The following is a 17501-nucleotide window of genomic DNA, read 5'->3' as shown; positions in this document are numbered from 1 at the left end:
AGGCCATGACTACTGCTTCGTCGGACCCGTTGCTTCAGCCATTCGCACTCAGGCATCTCGTGTTCAAAAATCGTGTGATGAGCACGAGTCACGCAAGCCGTCTGACGCGCGACGAATTCCCGCAGGAGGTCTATCAACGGTATCACGAGGAAAAGGCGAAAGGGGGTATCGCGCTGACGATGTTCGGCGGGTCGTCGAACGTCAGCCTCGACAGTCCGAACACATTCCAGCAGATCAACGTCGGAACCGACGCCGTGGTGCCGCATCTGCGGCGCTTTTCCGATCGCATCCACACGCACGGCGCGGCGCTCATGTGCCAGATCACGCATCTCGGGCGGCGCGGCGATGCGTACACGGAGCCGTGGCTGCCGATGATCGCGCCATCGGCCGTGCGTGAAACGCTGCACCGCGCCATGCCGCAAGCAATCCACGACGCGGACATCAAACGCGTGATCCGCGACTTCGGCCTCGCGGCGAAGCGCTGCCGCGATGGCGGCCTCGACGGCATCGAATCGCATGCGGGCGGTCATCTCATCGGCCAGTTCATGGACCCGACCGTGAACCTGCGCACCGACAAATACGGCGGCTCGACGGCGAATCGCGTGCGCTTCGCGATTGAGGTTCACGAGGAGATTCGCAAGCAGGTGGGCGATGATTTCATCGTCGGCTTTCGCTTCGCGCTCGAAGACGGATGCAGCTTCGAGGAAGGGCTGGAGATGTCGCGCATTCTGCAAGGCACGGGCCTTTTCGACTTCTTCAACGTCACGTTCGGGCGCATGGACACGAAGATGTCGCTCGCGGTCAATTCCATGCCGGGGATGTTCGTGCCGTCCGCGCCGTGGCTGCCGAAAGCCGCCGCATTCAAGCGCGCAGTCGATCTGCCCGTGTTTCATGCAGCGAAGATCGCCGATCTCGCCACCGCGCGCTACGCGATCCGCGAAGGCCTGCTCGACATGGTCGGCATGACGCGCGCGCATATCGCGGAGCCGCATCTCGTGAAGCTCGTCGCAGCGGGCAAGGAGGACGAGGCGCGGCCGTGCGTCGGCGCATCGTTTTGCCGCAACTTCCGCGCGACGTGCATCCATAATCCGGCGACGTCGCGCGAGACCTATCTCACGCATGACATACCCGAAGCCGCGCGGAAGAAGCGCGTGCTCATCGTAGGCGCGGGACCGGCGGGTCTCGAAGCTGCGCGCATCTGCGCGACGCGCGGCCATCACGTCACCGTGCTCGAAGCGAACTCGACGGCGGGCGGACAGATGCTGCTGGCGGCGACGGGAAGCTGGCGTCGCGACCTCATCGGCATCGTGGACTGGCGCGTGGCGCAGATCGAAAAGCTCGGCGTAGACGTGCGCTATAACCACTACGCCGAACTGAGCGACGTGCTCGATCATGGCGCGGATGTCGTCATTATCGCGACGGGCGGTCTGCCCAATCTCGATGCGCTGCCGGGCGGCGAGCTGTGCAAGTCGGTCTTCGACGCGCTCACGGACACGCCGCCGCGCGAAGGCAGCGTGCTCGTGTACGACGGCACCGGCCGCCACAACGCGTATCTGTGCGCGGAGCGTTATGTCGATGCGGGCCTCGATGTATCGCTCGCGCTCATCGACAGCATGCCGGCGCAGGAAACCGGCGGCCGCGGCGACGATCAGGTCTGGATGCGCAATATCGCGCGCTGGGACGTGCCCGTGCGCACGAACATCGAGCTCATCGAAGTGAGCACGTCCGATACCGGCAAGCGCCGGGCCGTGTTCCGTCATCACCTGACGAATGATCTCGTGGAGATGGAAGCGGATCATGTCGTCGTCGAGCGCGGCATGCTCGCAGTCGATGATCTGTTCGAGGCGACGCGTATGTATTCCGTGAACGACGGCTACACCGATCTCGAAGCGTTCGCCACGGGCAAGCCGCAGCCCGAAGTGCAGAAGGGCGAAGAAGGACAGTTCCATCTTTACCGCATTGGCGACGCGAGCGCGTCGCGCGACATTCACACGGCCATCTACGACGCCTGCAGGCTATGCCTCGCGCTGTGAAGGCCGGTTGCATCGTATTCGCCATACCATCCGCATAACGACATGACCGAGCGAGGCTGACCATGATATTGCCGAAGGAACTCGTAGTCGCCGATCCTGGCCGCCGCAAGGCGATGAAGACGCTGGCCGCCGCGGGCGCGGCGACGCTCATCCTGCCGGGCGCATCGTCACTCGCGTTCGCCGCGACGGAGCCCGCGCCGCAGCGCGGCGGACGCATCCGCGTGGCGCTGGCGAACCAGTCGCTCATGGATTCGCTCGATCCAGCGAAGGGCACGCATACCGGCGACTATTCACGCGCGTACATGTTCTATAGCGGCCTCACCGAACTCGACGCCGACTTCAAGACGCAGAACGCGCTCGCGGAAAAGCTCGAATCCGACGACTTCGTGAAATGGACCGTCACGCTTCGGCCCAACGTGCATTTCCACGACGGCAAGCCCTTCACATCCGACGATGTCGTTTTTTCGCTGATGCGCCACAAGGATCCGGCGACGGCATCGAAGGCGAAGTCGATCGTCGATGGCATCAGCTCGGTCAAGGCGGCGGGGCCGCTGAAGGTCGAGATCACGTTGACCGAGCCGAACGTCGATCTTCCCGCGCTGCTCGCGATTCCGCATCTGGTGATCGTCGCCGCGAATACGACGGACTTCTCCAAAGGGAACGGCACGGGCCCGTTCACGTGCAAGGAGTTCACGCCGGCGCAGCGCTGCATCGGCGCGCGCAACCCGAACTTCTGGAAGCCGGGGCGCCCGTATCTCGACGAAGTGGAGATCATCGGCATCGGCGACGACGCGGCGCGCACCAATGCGCTGCTCGCGGGCGACGTGCAGCTCATCTCGCCGCTGCCCGCGCGCGATGTCGATCGCGTCAAGCAGACAGGCAAGGTGACGGTGCTCGAAAGTCCGTCGCAGCTTTACTCGGACCTCGCCTTGCGGCAGGACATGCTGCCGACGAAGAGCGCGGACTTCAACGAGGGCGTCAAGTATCTGCACGACCGGCAGCGCATCGTGAACGTGATGCTGCGCGGCCACGGCACGCTTGCGAACGATCATCCGGTGCCGGAGTGGCATCCGTACTTCATGAAGGGATTGCCGCAACGCACGTTCGATCCGGACAAGGCGCAGTTCCACTTCAAGAAGGCCGGCACGCCAGCCGCGCGTGCGGAGATCATCGCGCCGCCATCGGTCGAAACCGCGCTCGACTCCGCCATGATGATTCAGCAGGCCGCGAAGCAGGCGGGCGTCGATATCAACGTGCGCCGCGTGCCCGCCGACGGTTACTGGACGACGTACTGGATGAAGTATCCGATGACCTACGGCTCCATCCTGCCGCGCCCGACGCTCGACCTGCTGTACACGCAGTTCTTCCGCTCGAATGCGAACTGGAACGAGTCGGGATGGAAGAACGAGCAGTTCGATCAGTTGCTGACCCAGGCGCGCCGCGAGCGCGACGAAGCGAAGCGCAAGCAGATGTACGGCGACATGCAGACGATCATCTACGAGAAGAACAGTCTCGTGATTCCCGCATTCATTAACTTCATCGACGCACAGAGCTCGACCTTGCGCGGATTGAAGGGCACGCCTTCGGGGCGCGTGATGGGCTATCGGTTCGCGGAGTTCGCGTGGCTGGACAAGGCGTGAAAGCCGCTTCCGCCGATGTCTGCGCGCACGCGACTACCACACCGCCTGACTCGTCAGCGCGAACTGCGTGAGCGTGGCATCGGCGGCGGGCACGCCGTTCAACGCCATCTGCTCGATGGTATCGACGAGCGGCAGCCCGAGCCCTTCGAGCCACGAGGAAAGCCCGTATCGCAAGGGCGTATCGACGCGCACGAACATGCCCGCGTTCAGCGCGAGCCAGTAACTGATCAACGCCTTGGCGCGGCTCTGATCCGGCGATTCGGGTGCGATCACCGGACCGATCACATGTCCGTCGCCGAAACGCCGGAAGAGCGCGAAGCCGATCAGCTCGCCGTCGCGATCGAGCGCGATGCCGCTCGCGACATCGAGCAGTTGCGGAAGCAGCGCCGAGCGGTCCAGCCCGCTCGCGCGCGATGCCAGTTCGGCGAGACGCGGCGTGTCCTTCGCGCCGATCGGACGCAGCCGCTCGCCGGGCGGCAGCGAAACCAGCGGCGGTTGAAACGCCGCACCCTGATGCTGTTGAATCGTGTCGATGCGCGTGAAGCCCCGTTGCTCGCACAGCGGCCTGCCTTCGTTCGATGCGTGAATCAGGAGCGTGCGCGAGCCGAGCTTCGCCGTCAGCCGGTCGAGCAGCGCGCGTCCGATGCCCTGCCGTTGATGTTCCGGCGACACGATGAACATGCCGAGCGTCGCGGCGTTCGCGCCGAACGGAAAGGCGAGCGCCGTGCCGACGAGCGCGCCCGCCGGATCGACGGCGGCGAGGCCGTCGCCGAGACGCGCCGCAAAGCGCCAGTCGTCCGCGCGATGCCGCCATTTGACGGAGGCCGACAGCGCGTGCGCCGCGGGAATGTCGTCGAGCGTGAAAGCCCGGTATTCGACCACATTGTTATTGCTCGAGTCGGGCACGCCGGCCTCCTGACCTTGAATACATTTATCGCAACTTTGACACCGCAGCGCGCGCGTGGCTAGGACGATCTTCCTGTCACGCATGGTGCATGGACCGGCGCATGTGGTGCAACGCAAAACCACGGGTTATCGCCGCAAGAACGCGCATGCTGTGCTGTATCGGCAATTTTGTCGGCGAAATATGCCGGTGCTCCGGTCCTACGATGAAGCCATGTCAACGCAGCATCACGGAAGAGGACTCACGCATATGGACCGGTTCGATCCTGCCAGCATCGTCATCAGGAGCGGGCATTTCATCGGCGGCGAATTGATCGATGCGGGCGCGTCGCGCATCGAGGTCGCGCGGCCATCGGATGGCGTCGCGTATGCATCGGTGCCTGTCGCCGATGACGCGATGATCGACTACGCCGTGCAGAACGCGTTCAGTGCGTTCAAGAAGAGCGACTGGGCACGCCGCGCGCCGCGCGAGCGAGCGCGAGTATTGCGCAAATTCGCCGATCTCGTCGCCGCCGATGCCGCCACCCTCGCGCCGCTCGAAGCGCTCGGCTCGACGCGCCCCGTGCGAGATGCGTACCACTGGGACGTGCCGTTCACCGCCGAAAGCATCCGCTTCTATGCGGAGCTTGCCGACAAGATCGGCGGCGATGTCGCGGCGACCGATCATCGGCATCTGGGCATGACGATAGCGGAGCCTTACGGCGTGATCGGCGCGATCGCGCCGTGGAACTTTCCGCTCGTGATGGGCATCTGGAAGGCCGCGCCCGCGCTCGCGGCGGGCAACGCGGTGGTGCTGAAGCCTTCGGAGATGACGCCGTTTTCCACGCTGCGTCTCGCCGAGCTCGCACTGGAAGCGGGCGTGCCGCCTGGCATCTTCAACGTCGTTCAGGGCGATGGCCGCACGACCGGCGACGCGCTCGTGCGTCATCCGCGCATCGGCAAAGTGACGTTCACGGGATCGACACGCACCGGCGCCGCGATCATGGCCGCATGCGCCGAAACCGGCACGAAGCCGGTCACGCTGGAACTGGGCGGCAAAAGTCCGCAGATCGTGTTCGCGGATGCACCGCGCATCGATGATGTAGCGCGGCGCATTGCCGGCGCGATCACGGGCAATGCCGGACAAGTGTGCGTTGCGGGTTCGCGGCTTCTCGTGCAGCGCGCAATCGCCGGCGAGCTGACCGATCGCATCGCGCAGGCATTCGGCGAACTCAAAGCCGGCGCGACGTGGGCCGCGGGCACGACGCTGCCGCCGATCATCTCCGAGCCGCAGGCGCAACGTATCGACGCGATCGTTCAACGCAGCATCGCGGGCGGCGCGACCTTGCGTTGCGGCGCAAAGCGCGCGGATGCGGCGACGCCGGGCGCGTTCTACGCGCCGACCTTGTTATGCGATGTCACGCAGGACAACGACGCCGTGCGCAGCGAAATCTTCGGCCCTGTGCTCACCGTGCAGTCTTTCGATACGGAAGAAGAAGCGCTCGAACTCGCGGCGCATCCTGAATACGGTCTCGCCGCGGGCGTGCATACGGCGGACATCGGGCTGGCTTTGCGGATGGTGCGCGGCATCGAGGCGGGCACCGTCTGGGTGAACCGCTATGGCCGCACGAGCGACTTCGTGCTTCCGACCGGCGGCTACAAGCGCTCGGGTATCGGCAAGGACCTCGGGCGGCAGGCTTACGAAGCGAATCTGCGCTTCAAGAGCGTGCTCATCGATACGGAAGGATGAGGCGCACAAGACATGCACGATCGTGCAAAAAAGGCGCCGCATTTTCTGCTGTGGCGATGCCTCAAAACGCATGACTTATGTCGCCGCGAGGCACGCATTCGACGCCATCAGTCATTTTTGCACTGTTTAAATTTTCCTCAACACATCGCTGTTCCTTGTTTTCACCACTGAACTCCGGACGGGTTCATCACACGACAGGACTGACACCATGATCGATTTCGAGCCGAAGTACATCACGTTCGACTGCTACGGCACGCTGACGAAATTCCGCATGGCCGATATGGCCCGCGAGATGTACGGCGACCGCCTGCAAGGCGACGACCTCGAACAATTCGTGAAGTTTTTCGCGGGCTATCGCCGCGACGAAGTGCTCGGCGCGTGGAAGCCGTATCGCGACGTGGTCGTCAACTCCGTGCGCCGCACGTGCGAACGCACGAACGTCGCATTCGATGAAGCGGAAGCCGAAAAGTTTTACCTCGCCGTGCCGACCTGGGGCCCGCATCCGGACGTGCCGGAAGGCCTCTCGCGGCTCGCTACGAAGTACAAGCTCGTGATTCTGTCGAACGCATCGAACGATCAGATCCAGAGCAACGTCGACAAGCTCGGCGCGCCGTTCCATCGCGTATTCACGGCGCAGCAGGCGCAATCGTACAAGCCGCGCATGCAGGGCTTCGAATACATGTTCGATCAGTTGAACTGCAATCCGGAGGACGTGCTGCATGTGTCGTCGAGCCTGCGTTACGACCTGATGACCGCGCACGACATGGGCATCAAGCACAAGGCGTTCGTGAAGCGCGGCCATGAGCCGGGCACGCCGTACTACGAGTATTACGAAGTGGACACCATCGGCGATCTCGCCACGCAACTCGGTCTGTAAAGAAAGCCACTTCCACGCGAGCAATGCCGATGAAACTCGACTCCTACTGGCTCGACACCGCGCCCGCGATGATCCCGACGTGCGAAGGCCCGGCCGATGGCCAGGCCGATGTCGCCGTGATCGGCGGCGGGTTCACGGGCTTGTCGGCGGCGCTCGCGTTGGCCAGGCGCGGCGCGAGCGTCGTCGTGCTCGATGCCGGGCGCATGGGCGGCGGCGCGTCGGGGCGCAACGGCGGTCAGTGCAATACGGGCGTCGCGCAGGACTATGCGGCGCTGCGCGCGCAACTCGGCGTCGAACGGGCGCAAGGCTGTTATCGCGCGTATGCGGCGGCGGTAGACACCGTCGAGCGTCTGATCCGCGAAGAGAACATCGATTGCGACTATCTCGCGTCCGGCAAGCTGAAGCTCGCCGCGAAGCCGCATCATCTCGACCATATCGCGAAGACCGCCGAGCTGATCCGGCGTGAAGTCGATCCGGACATCGATCTGCTCGATCGCGCGCAGGTCCGCAACGAAGTGCAGTCCGATGCCTTTTACGGCGGCTTGCTGCAGCGTCATGGCGGGCAGATGCATATGGGCAAGTTCGCCGCCGGGCTTGCGCAGGCAGCGGTCAGGCAAGGCGCGCGTCTCTACGAGCACGCGGAAGTCACGGGAATCACGAAGGAAGGCGGCGCATATCGAATCGATTCCAGGCGCGGCACCTTGCACGCGAAGCAGGTGCTGATCGCGACGGGCCCGTCGAAGCACGGCCCGTTCTCGTGGTATCGGCGCAGACTCGCGCCCGTGGGTTCGTTCATCATCGTGACGGAGCCGTTGCCTGCGGACCAACTGCAACGGCTGCTGCCGAACCGGCGTTCGTACACGACGAGCCGCCTGATGCACAACTATTTTCGCGTGACGCCCGATGCGCGTCTCCTGCTCGGCGGGCGCGCACGCTTCACCGCATCCGAGCGCCCATCGGATGCGAAGAGCGGCCGAATTCTGCAAGCGAATCTCGCAGCGATCTTCCCGAGCCTGGCCAACGTGCGCATCGACTATTGCTGGGGCGGTCTCGTCGATATCACCGCGGATCGTTTGCCGCGCGCGGGCCAGCACGACGGCATCTATTTCTCGATGGGCTACAGCGGCCACGGCACGCAGATGTCGACGCACATGGGCCAGATCATGGCCGACGTGATGAACGGCCACGCCGATGCGAACCCGTGGCGCGATTTCGACTGGCCCGCGATTCCGGGTCATACGGGCAAGCCGTGGTTCTTACCGCTCGTCGGCGCGTATTACTCGATCAAAGACGTGTTCTATTGAAGCATCGAAGCAAAGACAGGCGGCCAGCATTCAATCAAAGAGCCGTCGAACATTCACAGTCCCTATCGCGGAGAAGTTCATGAGCATCGACACATCGCCTGAAGCACTTGTCCATGCCGATGCCGGCAAACGGCTCGAAGAACTGACGCGCCGCGGCGCGTCGCGGCGCAACGTCCTTCGCGCGATGGCCGCGGGCGGCTTGCTGTCAGTGACAGGCGCGGGGCTGCTGAGCGCAAGCGGCGCGGCTTTCGCGCAGGACAAGCCGAAGCAGGGCGGACGCATCCGCGTGGCGACGCAGTCGTCGTCGGCCGCCGATACGCTCGATCCCGCCAAGGGCGCGCTCGGCACGGACTACGCCCGCGCGTTCATGTTCTATAGCGGCCTGACCGAACTCGACAATCATCTCGGCGCGAAGATGGCGCTCGCCGAGTCGCTCGAAACGAAAGACGCGACCGTATGGGTCGTGAAGCTGCGCAACGGCGTGCAGTTCCACGACGGCAAAGCGCTCGCGCCGCAGGATGTCATCTATTCGCTGATGCGTCATAAAGACCCGGCTGTCGCCTCGAAGGCGAAGACGCTCGCCGATCAGTTCAAGGAGATCAAGGCGACCGGCCCGAACGAACTGACCATCACGCTGACGGGTGCGAACGCGGACCTGCCCGTGATTCTCGCGGACTCGCATTTCCTCATCATCAAAGACGGCACGACAGACTTCAAGACCGCCGTCGGCACGGGCCCGTTCAAGCTGAAGGAGTTCTCGCCGGGCGTGCGCACCGTGGGCGTACGCAACGAGAAGTACTGGAAGCCGGGCATGCCGCATCTGGATGAAGTGGAACTCATCGGTATCGCGGATGAACCCGCGCGCGTGAACGCGCTCATGTCCGGCGACGTGCAGCTCATCAACGCGGTGAGCGCGCGTTCGACCGAGCGCATCAAGGGCACGCCGGGTTTCGCGGTGCTGGAAACGAAGACAGGCCAGTACACCGACCTCATCATGCGCGACGACGGCGGCATCACGGGCAACGCGGATTTTCGTCGCGGCATGACGTATCTCATGGACCGCGAGCAGATGCGCAAGACGATCTTCCGCGGCTATGGCGCGATCGGCAACGATCAGCCGATCGATCCGAGCAACAAGTACTACATGTCGGGCCTGCCGCAACGCGCGTTCGATCCCGACAAGGCCAAGTTCCACTTCCAGAAGGCGAAGGTCGGCAACACGCCGATCCAGCTGTACGCATCGCCGGCGGCGGAAGGCTCCGTCGAAATGGCCGTGCTGATGCAGCAGGTCGCGCCGCAGGCCGGCATCAATCTGCAAGTCGTGCGCGTGCCATCCGATGGCTACTGGTCGAACCACTGGATGAAGCATCCGCTCGGCTTCGGCAACATCAATGCGCGCCCGAGCGCGGATGTGATCTTCACGCAGTTCTTCAAGTCCGACGCGCCGTGGAACGAAGCGAACTGGAAGAGCGCGCAGTTCGACCAGATGCTCGTCGCCGCGCGCGGCGAACCGGACGAAGCGAAGCGCAAGAAGATCTACGGCGACATGCAGGAGCTCGTGCATACGGATGGCGGCATCGGCATTCCGATGTTCCAGAGCTCGCTCGATGCGCACAGCGCGAAGCTCAAGGGTCTTGGCGGCATTCCGCTCGCGGGTCTGATGGGCTGGATGTTCGCCGAAAACGTGTGGCTCGAAGCATGAGCGTGATTTGACAGCGGACGCGAGCCGGCTTGAAGCGGCGGCGCGCGAAGTCAACCCTTCAACGAGAGGCGATATCCGATGAAAGTTCATGCGCAACGACTCGTCGCCGCGCGCCTCGGCCTCGCGCTGCTCACGCTCTTGATCGTGTCGATGGTGGTGTTCGGCATCACCGGACTGTTGCCTGGCGATGCCGCGCAACAGGCGCTCGGTCAGGCGGCGACGCCCGAGCAGGTGACGGCGCTGCGGCATCAGTTCGGTCTCGATCAACCCGCGCTCACGCGCTATGTTCAATGGCTCGTGCATGTGATGACGGGCAACTTCGGCACGTCGCTGTCGAACAATCTGCCGGTCAGCGAACTGATTTCGACGCGTCTGCCGAATTCGCTCGTGCTCGCGGGATTGACCGCTCTCGTGTCCGTGCCGCTCGCGCTCGTGATCGGCATTGCATCGGCGATGTATCGCGGCTCGCTCGTCGATCGCGTGCTCAATGTGCTCACGCTGTCGACCGTCGCCGTGCCCGAGTTTCTCGTCGCGACCATCGCCGTGCTGATCTTCGCCGTGAAGCTGCGCTGGCTGCCCGCGTTGTCGTATTTGTCGGATGTGTCGTCGTTCGGCGGCCTGGTGCGCACGTATGCGATGCCGGTGATGACGCTCTGCTGCGTGATCGTTGCGCAGATGGCGCGCATGACGCGTGCGGCCGTGCTCGATCAACTGAATGCGTCGTATGTGGAAATGGCCTTGCTGAAGGGCGCAACGCCCATGCGTGTCGTCTTGCGGCATGTGTTGCCGAACACCATTGGACCGATTGCCAACGCGGTCGCGCTTTCGCTGTCGTATCTCTTCGGCGGCGTGGTGATCGTCGAATCGATCTTCAACTATCCCGGTCTCGCGAGCCTGATGGTCGATGCCGTCACCAATCGCGACATGCCGCTCGTGCAGGGCTGCGTGATGGTCTTCTGCGCGGCCTATCTCGCGCTCGTGCTCATTGCCGATCTGGCTCAGATCGTCTCCAACCCGAGGCTGCGTCAACGATGAACCGGAACGTCTCTTCTCACGCCACGACCGTGCTATACGAGCAGCCTCCCGCCGATGCGCCGCAGGAACAGGCGCCCGTCGTCAAGCGCAGCATGCCGAAGCGCCTCGTCGATCGCTTCTCCGTGCTGGGGCTCGTCGGTCTTTTCATCGTCGTGTTCTGGCTCGCGGTTGCATTCATCGGGCCGGTCATCGCGCCGTATAAAGGCGGCGCGTTCACATCGACGGAAGTCTTCGGCTCGTATAGCCCGGCGCATTTGCTCGGCACCGACTATCTCGGCCGCGACATGCTAAGCCGCATTCTCTACGGCACGCAATACACGGTGGGTCTCGCACTCGCATCGACGGTGGCGGCGAGCGTCATCGGCACGTTCTTCGGTCTCATCGCCGCCGTGTCGGGGCGCTGGGTCGATGAAGTGCTGAGCCGCCTCTTCGATGCGCTCATTTCCATCCCGAGCAAGATTCTCGCGCTCGTCGTGATCGCGGCGTTCGGCTCATCCATTCCGATGCTGATGATGGTCGCCGCGCTCGCCTACATTCCCGGCGCATTCCGCATTTCGCGCTCGCTCGCGGTGAACATCATGACGCTCGAATATGTGCAGGTGGCGAAGGCGCGCGGCGAGAAACTCTTCTATATCGCGCGCGTGGAAGTGCTGCCCAACATGATTCATCCGATGCTCGCGGACTTCGGCCTGCGCTTCGTGTTCATCGTGCTGCTGCTCTCGGGCCTGAGCTTCCTCGGCCTCGGCGTGCAGCCGCCGAATGCGGACTGGGGCTCGCTCGTGCGCGAGAACATCGGCGGACTTTCGGAAGGCGCGCCCGCGGTGCTGATGCCCGCGGTGGCGATCGCGACGCTGACCGTCGGTGTGAATCTGCTTATCGACAGCCTGCGTCGTCATGGCGCGCGTTCGCATGGAGGCGCTCAGTGAATACGGCAACGAGCACGAACATGATCGAAGTGAAAGGCTTGCGCGTCGTCGCGGGCGTGGCGCCCGATCCGGTCGTCGAGATCGTGAGAGGCGTGGATTTCACGGTGAAGAAGGGCGAAGTGCTCGCGCTGATCGGCGAGTCGGGTTCGGGCAAGACGACGATCGCGCTCGCGCTGCTCGGCTATGCGCGCGGCGGATGCGCGATTGCGGGCGGCTCGGTGAAGATCGGCGATACGGATGTATTGTCGCTCGACGCCAGGGGCCGTCGCGCATTGCGTGCACGAACGGTCGCGTATGTCGCGCAGAGCGCATCGGCGGGCTTCAATCCGGCGCGCACGATCATCGATCAGGTCACCGAGCCCGCGCTGCTGCACAAGCTGATGACGCCCGCCGCCGCGCGTGAGAAGGCGATCGGTCTCTTCCGTTCGCTGGCATTGCCGGACCCCGAGACCATCGGCGATCGTTATCCGCATCAGGTGTCGGGCGGTCAGTTGCAGCGGCTCATGGCGGCGATGGCGTTGATCACCGATCCCGCCGTGGTCGTGTTCGACGAACCGACCACCGCGCTCGACGTGACCACGCAGATCGAAGTGCTCGCCGCATTCAAGGGCGTGGTGCGCGAACTGGGCACGACAGCCGTGTACGTGTCGCACGATCTGGCGGTCGTCGCGCAGATGGCGGATCGCATCGTCGTATTGAATGGCGGCCGCGTGCGCGAGAATGGCGCGACCGCGCAAGTGCTCGATGCACCCGCCGACGATTACACGCGTCAACTGCTTGCTGCTACGCGCCGTCCGGAAGCGCAGCTCACGATGCCCGACGAAGCGCGCGACGTGCCGCTGCTCGAAATACGCAACCTGAGCGCGGGCTATGGCCGTATCGATGCGAACGGCGTGCCCGCCGTGCGCGTGCTCGATGACGTGAGCCTGAAGATCGCGCGCGGCAGCACGCTCGGCGTGATCGGCGAATCCGGCTCGGGCAAGACGACGCTCGCGCGCGTGATCGCGGGCCTCGTCGATCGTGCGCGCGGCGACGTGCTGCTCGATGGCAAGCCCTTGCCCGCGAAGCTGTCGGAGCGCACGCTGGAGCAGTATCGGCGCGTGCAGATCGTGTTTCAGAACGCCGATACCGCGCTGAACCCGAGCCGCACCATCGCCGATATCCTCGCCAGGCCGATGAACTTCTATCACGGCTTGCGCGGCGCGGCTGCGCAAAAGCGCATGCTCGAACTGCTCGATCTGGTGAAGCTGCCCGCATCGATTGCGAAGCGTCAGCCCGGCGGTTTGTCGGGTGGACAGAAGCAGCGCGTGAACCTCGCGCGTGCGCTCGCCGCGAATCCCGAACTCATTCTCTGCGATGAAGTGACGTCTGCGCTCGATACCGTCGTCGGCGCGGCGATCCTCGATCTGCTCGCGGAACTGCGCCGCGAACTGCACGTGTCGTACATGTTCATCAGCCACGACATCTCGACGGTGCGCGCGATCTGCGACGAAGTAATCGTGCTCTATGCGGGCCAGTGCGTCGAAGCGGGCCAGCGCGATGCGCTTTCGCATCCGCCTTATCACCCTTACACGGGCTTGCTCATCGACTCGGTGCCCGCGCTGCGTCCCGGCTGGCTCGATTCGCGCCGCGCGATGGCGCTCGGCGCGTTGCCCGTGCTCGGCCCGGAAAGCGATGCACCCGAACTGTGCAGCTTCCGTTCGCGTTGTTCGGCGCGCATCGACGGCAAATGCAATGTGACGCCGCCAGCGAGGAAGACCTTGCCGTCGGGCGCGCAGATTTTGTGTCATCACAGCGCGGGCGATCTCTCGCGCATGCAGTCCACAGAAGCGGAGACGGCATGAGCGGACGTTTCGTGAGGGTCGCGGAGAAAGAGCGCAGGACGTTCGGTATCGTCATCGACGGCAGACGTGCGCTCGCGTCCGAAGGCGACACGTTGATGGTCGCGCTGCTCACCTCGCAGGAAGACTTGCGCGATTCCGAGTTCGGCGACGGACGCCGTGCGGGTTTCTGCGTGATGGGCGCATGCCAGGACTGCTGGGTGTGGACGGAAGCCGGCGAGCGCGTGCGCGCGTGCACGACGCCGGCGGTCGAAGGCATGTCCATTGTCACGCGTCTCTCGCAAGCCGAGGAGGGCGTATGGCCGCGACTGTGATCGTGATCGGCGCGGGGCCTGCAGGCGTGCGCGCGGCGCAGGCGCTCGTCGAAGCCGGCTTGCGTCCCGTGGTGATCGACGAAAGCCGGCGCGATGGCGGGCAGATCTATCGTCGTCAGCCGGAAGGATTCACGCGCACCTATGACACCTTGTACGGCACCGAGGCGCAACGCGCGCGTGCGTTGCACGAGGCCTTCGATGCATTGCGCCCGCACATCGACTATATGCCCGATACGCTCGTGTGGAACGTAGCGCCGAATGCGGTGCATGTAGTGAGCGGCACGCATCATCGCGAGCTTGCATTCGATGCGCTCATCATTTGCAGCGGCGCGGCCGATCGCGTGATGCCCGTGCCTGGCTGGCATCACGCGGGAACCTATAGTCTCGGCGGCGCGCAGGTTGCGCTGAAATCGCAGGGCTGCGCGATCGGTTCTCGCGTCGTGATGATGGGCACGGGGCCGCTGCTTTATCTCGTCGCCGCGCAATACGTCAAAGCGGGCGCGACGGTGAGCGCGGTGCTCGATACATCGACTTTTGCGCAACGTCTGCGCGCGTTGCCGCAACTGCTCGCGATTCCATCGACGCTGAAGAAAGGCATCGCGCTGATGGGCATTCTCAAGGATGCGCGCGTGCCGATTCATCGCGGCATTACGCCGGTCGAGGTTCGCGGCACACCTGAGCGTGGCGTTCAAGCCGTGCGCGTGACGCTTGCCGATGGCGCAATGCTCGAAGTCGAATGCGATGCCGTCGCGCTCGGTTATCACCTGCGCTCCGAAACTCAACTCGCCGATCTCGCGGGCTGCGAATTCCGTTTCGATCATGCGTTGCAACAGTGGCTTCCCGTCGCCGATGAAGACGGCCGCAGCAACGTAAGGGGCGTCTATCTCGCGGGAGATGGCGCGCGTGTGCGCGGCGCGGATGCCGCTGAACGCGCGGGACGGCTCGCCGCGCTTGCGGCGATCAAAGACTTCGGCATGACCTGCAACGAAGACGAAGCAAACAAATTGCGTACGCAACTAAGCCGCTTCACGCGTTTCGCGGCGGGCTTGCGTACCGCATTTCCGTGGCCCGCGCGATTCGCAGCCACGCTGCCGGACGAAACCATCGTCTGCCGCTGCGAAGCGGTCACCGCCGGCGAGCTGAGGCGCGTCGTGAACGACATGGGCGCGAAGGAAGCGAATCGCGCCAAGGCATTCTCCCGTGTCGGCATGGGCCGATGCCAGGGCCGGTTCTGCGCGCATGCGGGCGCGGAAGTGATCGCCGCGCAAGCACGCGTGCCGCTCGAAGCAGTCGGGCGCCTGCGCGGGCAGGCGCCCGTCAAACCTTTACCGATGGCGCTTGCGCCGCACGAGGACATGGAGACGAGCGAATGATCGAACGCGCCGATGTGATCGTGATCGGCGGCGGCATCGTCGGCACCTCGACCGCTTTCTTTCTGCGCCGACGCAAGCGTTCGGTGATTCTGCTCGAACGCGGTCTGACGGGACAGCAGGCGAGCGGCGTGAACTTCGGCGGCGTGCGTCGCCAAGGCCGCGCGCTCGAACAACTCGCGATGTCGAATCGTGCGCTCGACACATGGCGGCGTTCGCGCGAATTGCTCGGCGAGGACGTCGAGTTCCTGCCGTCGGGGCATACGCGTGTGTGTTATCACGCGCATGACGCGGAATACTTTCATCGCTATGCCGCCGATGCGCGCGCGTATGGCCTCGATCTCGATGTGCTGGAAGGCGCGGCCCTTTTCAGGCGCTTTCCGTTCCTCGGCCGCGATGTGCTCGCCGCATCGATCTCGCCGCTCGATGGCCACGCGAACCCGCGTCTCGCCGCGCCCGCGTTCGGCCGCGCGGCGGCGCGGCTCGGTGCGCGCATCGTCGAGAACACGGAAGTGGTGCGCGTCGAAAAGGAAGCGGGCGGCTTTCGCGTGGAAAGCGCAACGGGCGACGTGTATCGCGCGGAGCAGGTGCTGATCTGCGCGGGCGCGTGGGCCAATGCGCTATCGACGCAGTTCGGCGAGCCTGTGCCGCTCACCGCACGCGGTCCGCAGATGGCCGTGACCGAGCCCGTGCCCTACGTCTTCCAGTTTTCGATGGGCGTGTACACGTCCATCAAAGAAGAGAGCGTGTACTTCCGGCAGATTCCGCGCGGCAATATCGTGCTGGGTGGCGGCCCTCCCGGTCCCGCCGATGCCGGCACGCGGCGCGCATCCGTGCTGCCCGCGAATACGGTCGCACAGATGGCGCAGTTCTGCCGCATGGTGCCCGCGATGCGCCCGCTGCATGTGATTCGCGTATGGAGCGGCGTGGAAAGCTATCTGCCGGATTCGGAGCCGGTGATCGGCCCAAGCACGAAAGCCGATGGTCTTTTCTATGCGTTTGGTTTCAGCGGATCGGGCTTTCAGATCGGGCCGGGCGTCGGCGAAACGCTCGCCGAGTTGCTCGATAGCGGCAGCACGCCCGTCGACCTCACATCGTTTTCCATTGGACGATTTCAGCGCGCTTCGTCGACGCACGCCGAATCGGTCACCTCCGAGACTTCGCCATGAGCCAAGCCAATCTCGTCGACGCGCTCGCTTATATCGAAGCCAATTTCGACAAGACCGTGAGCCTCGCGCAACTCGCCGATCTCTCGGCGCTGAGCGTATCGCGCTTCGCGACCGTGTTTCGCGAGCAATTCGGGCTGTCGCCGTACAAGTACCTGTGCGAGCTGCGTGTGCGGCGCGCGCAGACCTTGTTGCTCGCGGGTGTGCCGGGTTCGGTCGTCGCGACGGAAGTCGGCTTTTTCGATCAGAGTCATCTTGCGCGGCACTTCAAGCGCCTATGCGGCATGACGCCGAGCGCTTTCGTCGAGCGCACGCAAAAGAAGGCCCGCTCGGCCGAGCTCGATGCCGGTTTGTCCAAGCGCGTCGCGCAAAATCGACCGCGGGCATTTGCTTTCGACAGCGCGCACGCCGCCTGACGCTTCCTGAACGATCCGCCACTACTCGAAAACATGCGACATCTACAGCAGTTCTATATCGATGGCGAATGGGTCGAGCCTTTCGGCAGCATGCGTTTGCCTGTCATCGATCCTTCCACGGAAGAAACGATCGGCGAAGTCGCCCTCGGCGATGCACGCGATGTGGACCGCGCGGTGGCAGCGGCGCGGCGCGCGTTCGTGTCGTTCTCGCAGACGCGCGTGGCAGAGCGCGTCGCGTTGCTACA

The 17501-nt window shown here is 64.3% G+C and carries 15 protein-coding genes; 14 read left to right on the top strand and 1 reads right to left on the bottom strand.

What is annotated here, in order from left to right:
- Positions 1-5: 5 nt before the first annotated feature.
- Both NCT32_RS28105 and NCT32_RS28100 read left to right on the top strand, forming a co-directional pair.
- A complete protein-coding gene (locus NCT32_RS28105; protein WP_061121214.1) occupies positions 6-2033 on the top strand; it encodes an FAD-dependent oxidoreductase in 2028 nt (675 codons plus the stop codon).
- Positions 2034-2095: 62 nt separating this feature from the next.
- Positions 2096-3673: an ABC transporter substrate-binding protein gene (locus tag NCT32_RS28100; RefSeq protein WP_250490739.1), complete on the top strand. Its 1578-nt coding sequence runs from the start codon at positions 2096-2098 to the stop codon at positions 3671-3673.
- 33 nt (positions 3674-3706) lie between these two features.
- Here the strand turns inward: NCT32_RS28100 and NCT32_RS28095 are convergent, their stop codons facing one another.
- Positions 3707-4579 (bottom strand): GNAT family N-acetyltransferase, encoded by an 873-nt coding sequence (locus NCT32_RS28095; protein WP_250478038.1) that lies wholly within the window; start codon positions 4577-4579, stop codon positions 3707-3709.
- A 247-nt stretch (positions 4580-4826) separates the two neighbouring features.
- Here NCT32_RS28095 and NCT32_RS28090 point away from each other — a divergent pair, with 247 nt between their 5' ends.
- The 12 genes from NCT32_RS28090 to NCT32_RS28035 all read left to right on the top strand — a co-directional run.
- Positions 4827-6305 carry an aldehyde dehydrogenase gene (locus NCT32_RS28090; RefSeq protein WP_250490767.1) on the top strand — a complete coding sequence of 493 codons (1479 nt, stop codon included), beginning with the start codon at positions 4827-4829 and terminating at the stop codon, positions 6303-6305.
- A gap of 208 nt (positions 6306-6513) precedes the next feature.
- Entirely contained in the window at positions 6514-7182 is a 669-nt protein-coding gene (locus NCT32_RS28085; RefSeq protein WP_250490738.1) for a haloacid dehalogenase type II, read from the top strand.
- Positions 7183-7211: 29 nt separating this feature from the next.
- On the top strand, positions 7212-8486 hold the full coding sequence (locus NCT32_RS28080; RefSeq protein ID WP_250490737.1) for an FAD-binding oxidoreductase: 1275 nt from the start codon (positions 7212-7214) through the stop codon (positions 8484-8486).
- A gap of 79 nt (positions 8487-8565) precedes the next feature.
- Positions 8566-10188, top strand: coding sequence for an ABC transporter substrate-binding protein (locus NCT32_RS28075; RefSeq protein ID WP_061121218.1), 1623 nt, complete (start codon positions 8566-8568; stop codon positions 10186-10188).
- A 78-nt stretch (positions 10189-10266) separates the two neighbouring features.
- Positions 10267-11223 (top strand): ABC transporter permease, encoded by a 957-nt coding sequence (locus NCT32_RS28070; protein WP_250490736.1) that lies wholly within the window; start codon positions 10267-10269, stop codon positions 11221-11223.
- Positions 11220-12149: an ABC transporter permease gene (locus tag NCT32_RS28065; protein ID WP_061121220.1), complete on the top strand. Its 930-nt coding sequence runs from the start codon at positions 11220-11222 to the stop codon at positions 12147-12149. Before NCT32_RS28070 ends, NCT32_RS28065 begins: the two co-directional genes overlap by 4 nt.
- Positions 12150-12169: 20 nt before the next feature.
- Positions 12170-13993: an ABC transporter ATP-binding protein gene (locus NCT32_RS28060; RefSeq protein WP_250490766.1), complete on the top strand. Its 1824-nt coding sequence runs from the start codon at positions 12170-12172 to the stop codon at positions 13991-13993.
- Complete coding sequence (locus NCT32_RS28055; RefSeq protein WP_061121221.1) at positions 13990-14304, top strand: (2Fe-2S)-binding protein; 315 nt, start codon at positions 13990-13992, stop codon at positions 14302-14304. The genes NCT32_RS28060 and NCT32_RS28055 overlap by 4 nt, the downstream gene beginning before the upstream one ends.
- On the top strand, positions 14289-15677 hold the full coding sequence (locus tag NCT32_RS28050; protein ID WP_250490735.1) for an NAD(P)/FAD-dependent oxidoreductase: 1389 nt from the start codon (positions 14289-14291) through the stop codon (positions 15675-15677). Before NCT32_RS28055 ends, NCT32_RS28050 begins: the two co-directional genes overlap by 16 nt.
- Positions 15674-16843, top strand: coding sequence for an FAD-binding oxidoreductase (locus tag NCT32_RS28045; RefSeq protein WP_061121223.1), 1170 nt, complete (start codon positions 15674-15676; stop codon positions 16841-16843). The genes NCT32_RS28050 and NCT32_RS28045 overlap by 4 nt, the downstream gene beginning before the upstream one ends.
- Positions 16840-17256: a helix-turn-helix domain-containing protein gene (locus NCT32_RS28040; protein ID WP_061121224.1), complete on the top strand. Its 417-nt coding sequence runs from the start codon at positions 16840-16842 to the stop codon at positions 17254-17256. Before NCT32_RS28045 ends, NCT32_RS28040 begins: the two co-directional genes overlap by 4 nt.
- Before the next feature lie 33 nt (positions 17257-17289).
- The coding region (locus NCT32_RS28035; protein WP_250490734.1) for an aldehyde dehydrogenase family protein at positions 17290-17501 on the top strand (212 nt) is incomplete at its 3' end.

The sequence above is a fragment of the Caballeronia sp. INML2 genome (genome assembly GCF_023631365.1).
GTDB lineage: Bacteria > Pseudomonadota > Gammaproteobacteria > Burkholderiales > Burkholderiaceae > Caballeronia > Caballeronia turbans.
Note: the sequence above shows the minus strand (reverse complement) of the source record. Positions and strands in the feature narration are given on the sequence as shown.

Coding starts and splice junctions, on each gene's coding strand:
- NCT32_RS28050 (WP_250490735.1), top strand. CDS start 14,289: ATGGCCGCGACTGTGATCGTGATCGGCGCGGGGCCTGCAGGCGTGCGC.
- NCT32_RS28100 (WP_250490739.1), top strand. CDS start 2,096: ATGATATTGCCGAAGGAACTCGTAGTCGCCGATCCTGGCCGCCGCAAG.
- NCT32_RS28055 (WP_061121221.1), top strand. CDS start 13,990: ATGAGCGGACGTTTCGTGAGGGTCGCGGAGAAAGAGCGCAGGACGTTC.
- NCT32_RS28060 (WP_250490766.1), top strand. CDS start 12,170: ATGATCGAAGTGAAAGGCTTGCGCGTCGTCGCGGGCGTGGCGCCCGAT.
- NCT32_RS28080 (WP_250490737.1), top strand. CDS start 7,212: ATGAAACTCGACTCCTACTGGCTCGACACCGCGCCCGCGATGATCCCG.
- NCT32_RS28070 (WP_250490736.1), top strand. CDS start 10,267: ATGAAAGTTCATGCGCAACGACTCGTCGCCGCGCGCCTCGGCCTCGCG.
- NCT32_RS28105 (WP_061121214.1), top strand. CDS start 6: ATGACTACTGCTTCGTCGGACCCGTTGCTTCAGCCATTCGCACTCAGG.
- NCT32_RS28045 (WP_061121223.1), top strand. CDS start 15,674: ATGATCGAACGCGCCGATGTGATCGTGATCGGCGGCGGCATCGTCGGC.
- NCT32_RS28065 (WP_061121220.1), top strand. CDS start 11,220: ATGAACCGGAACGTCTCTTCTCACGCCACGACCGTGCTATACGAGCAG.
- NCT32_RS28040 (WP_061121224.1), top strand. CDS start 16,840: ATGAGCCAAGCCAATCTCGTCGACGCGCTCGCTTATATCGAAGCCAAT.
- NCT32_RS28075 (WP_061121218.1), top strand. CDS start 8,566: ATGAGCATCGACACATCGCCTGAAGCACTTGTCCATGCCGATGCCGGC.
- NCT32_RS28085 (WP_250490738.1), top strand. CDS start 6,514: ATGATCGATTTCGAGCCGAAGTACATCACGTTCGACTGCTACGGCACG.
- NCT32_RS28090 (WP_250490767.1), top strand. CDS start 4,827: ATGGACCGGTTCGATCCTGCCAGCATCGTCATCAGGAGCGGGCATTTC.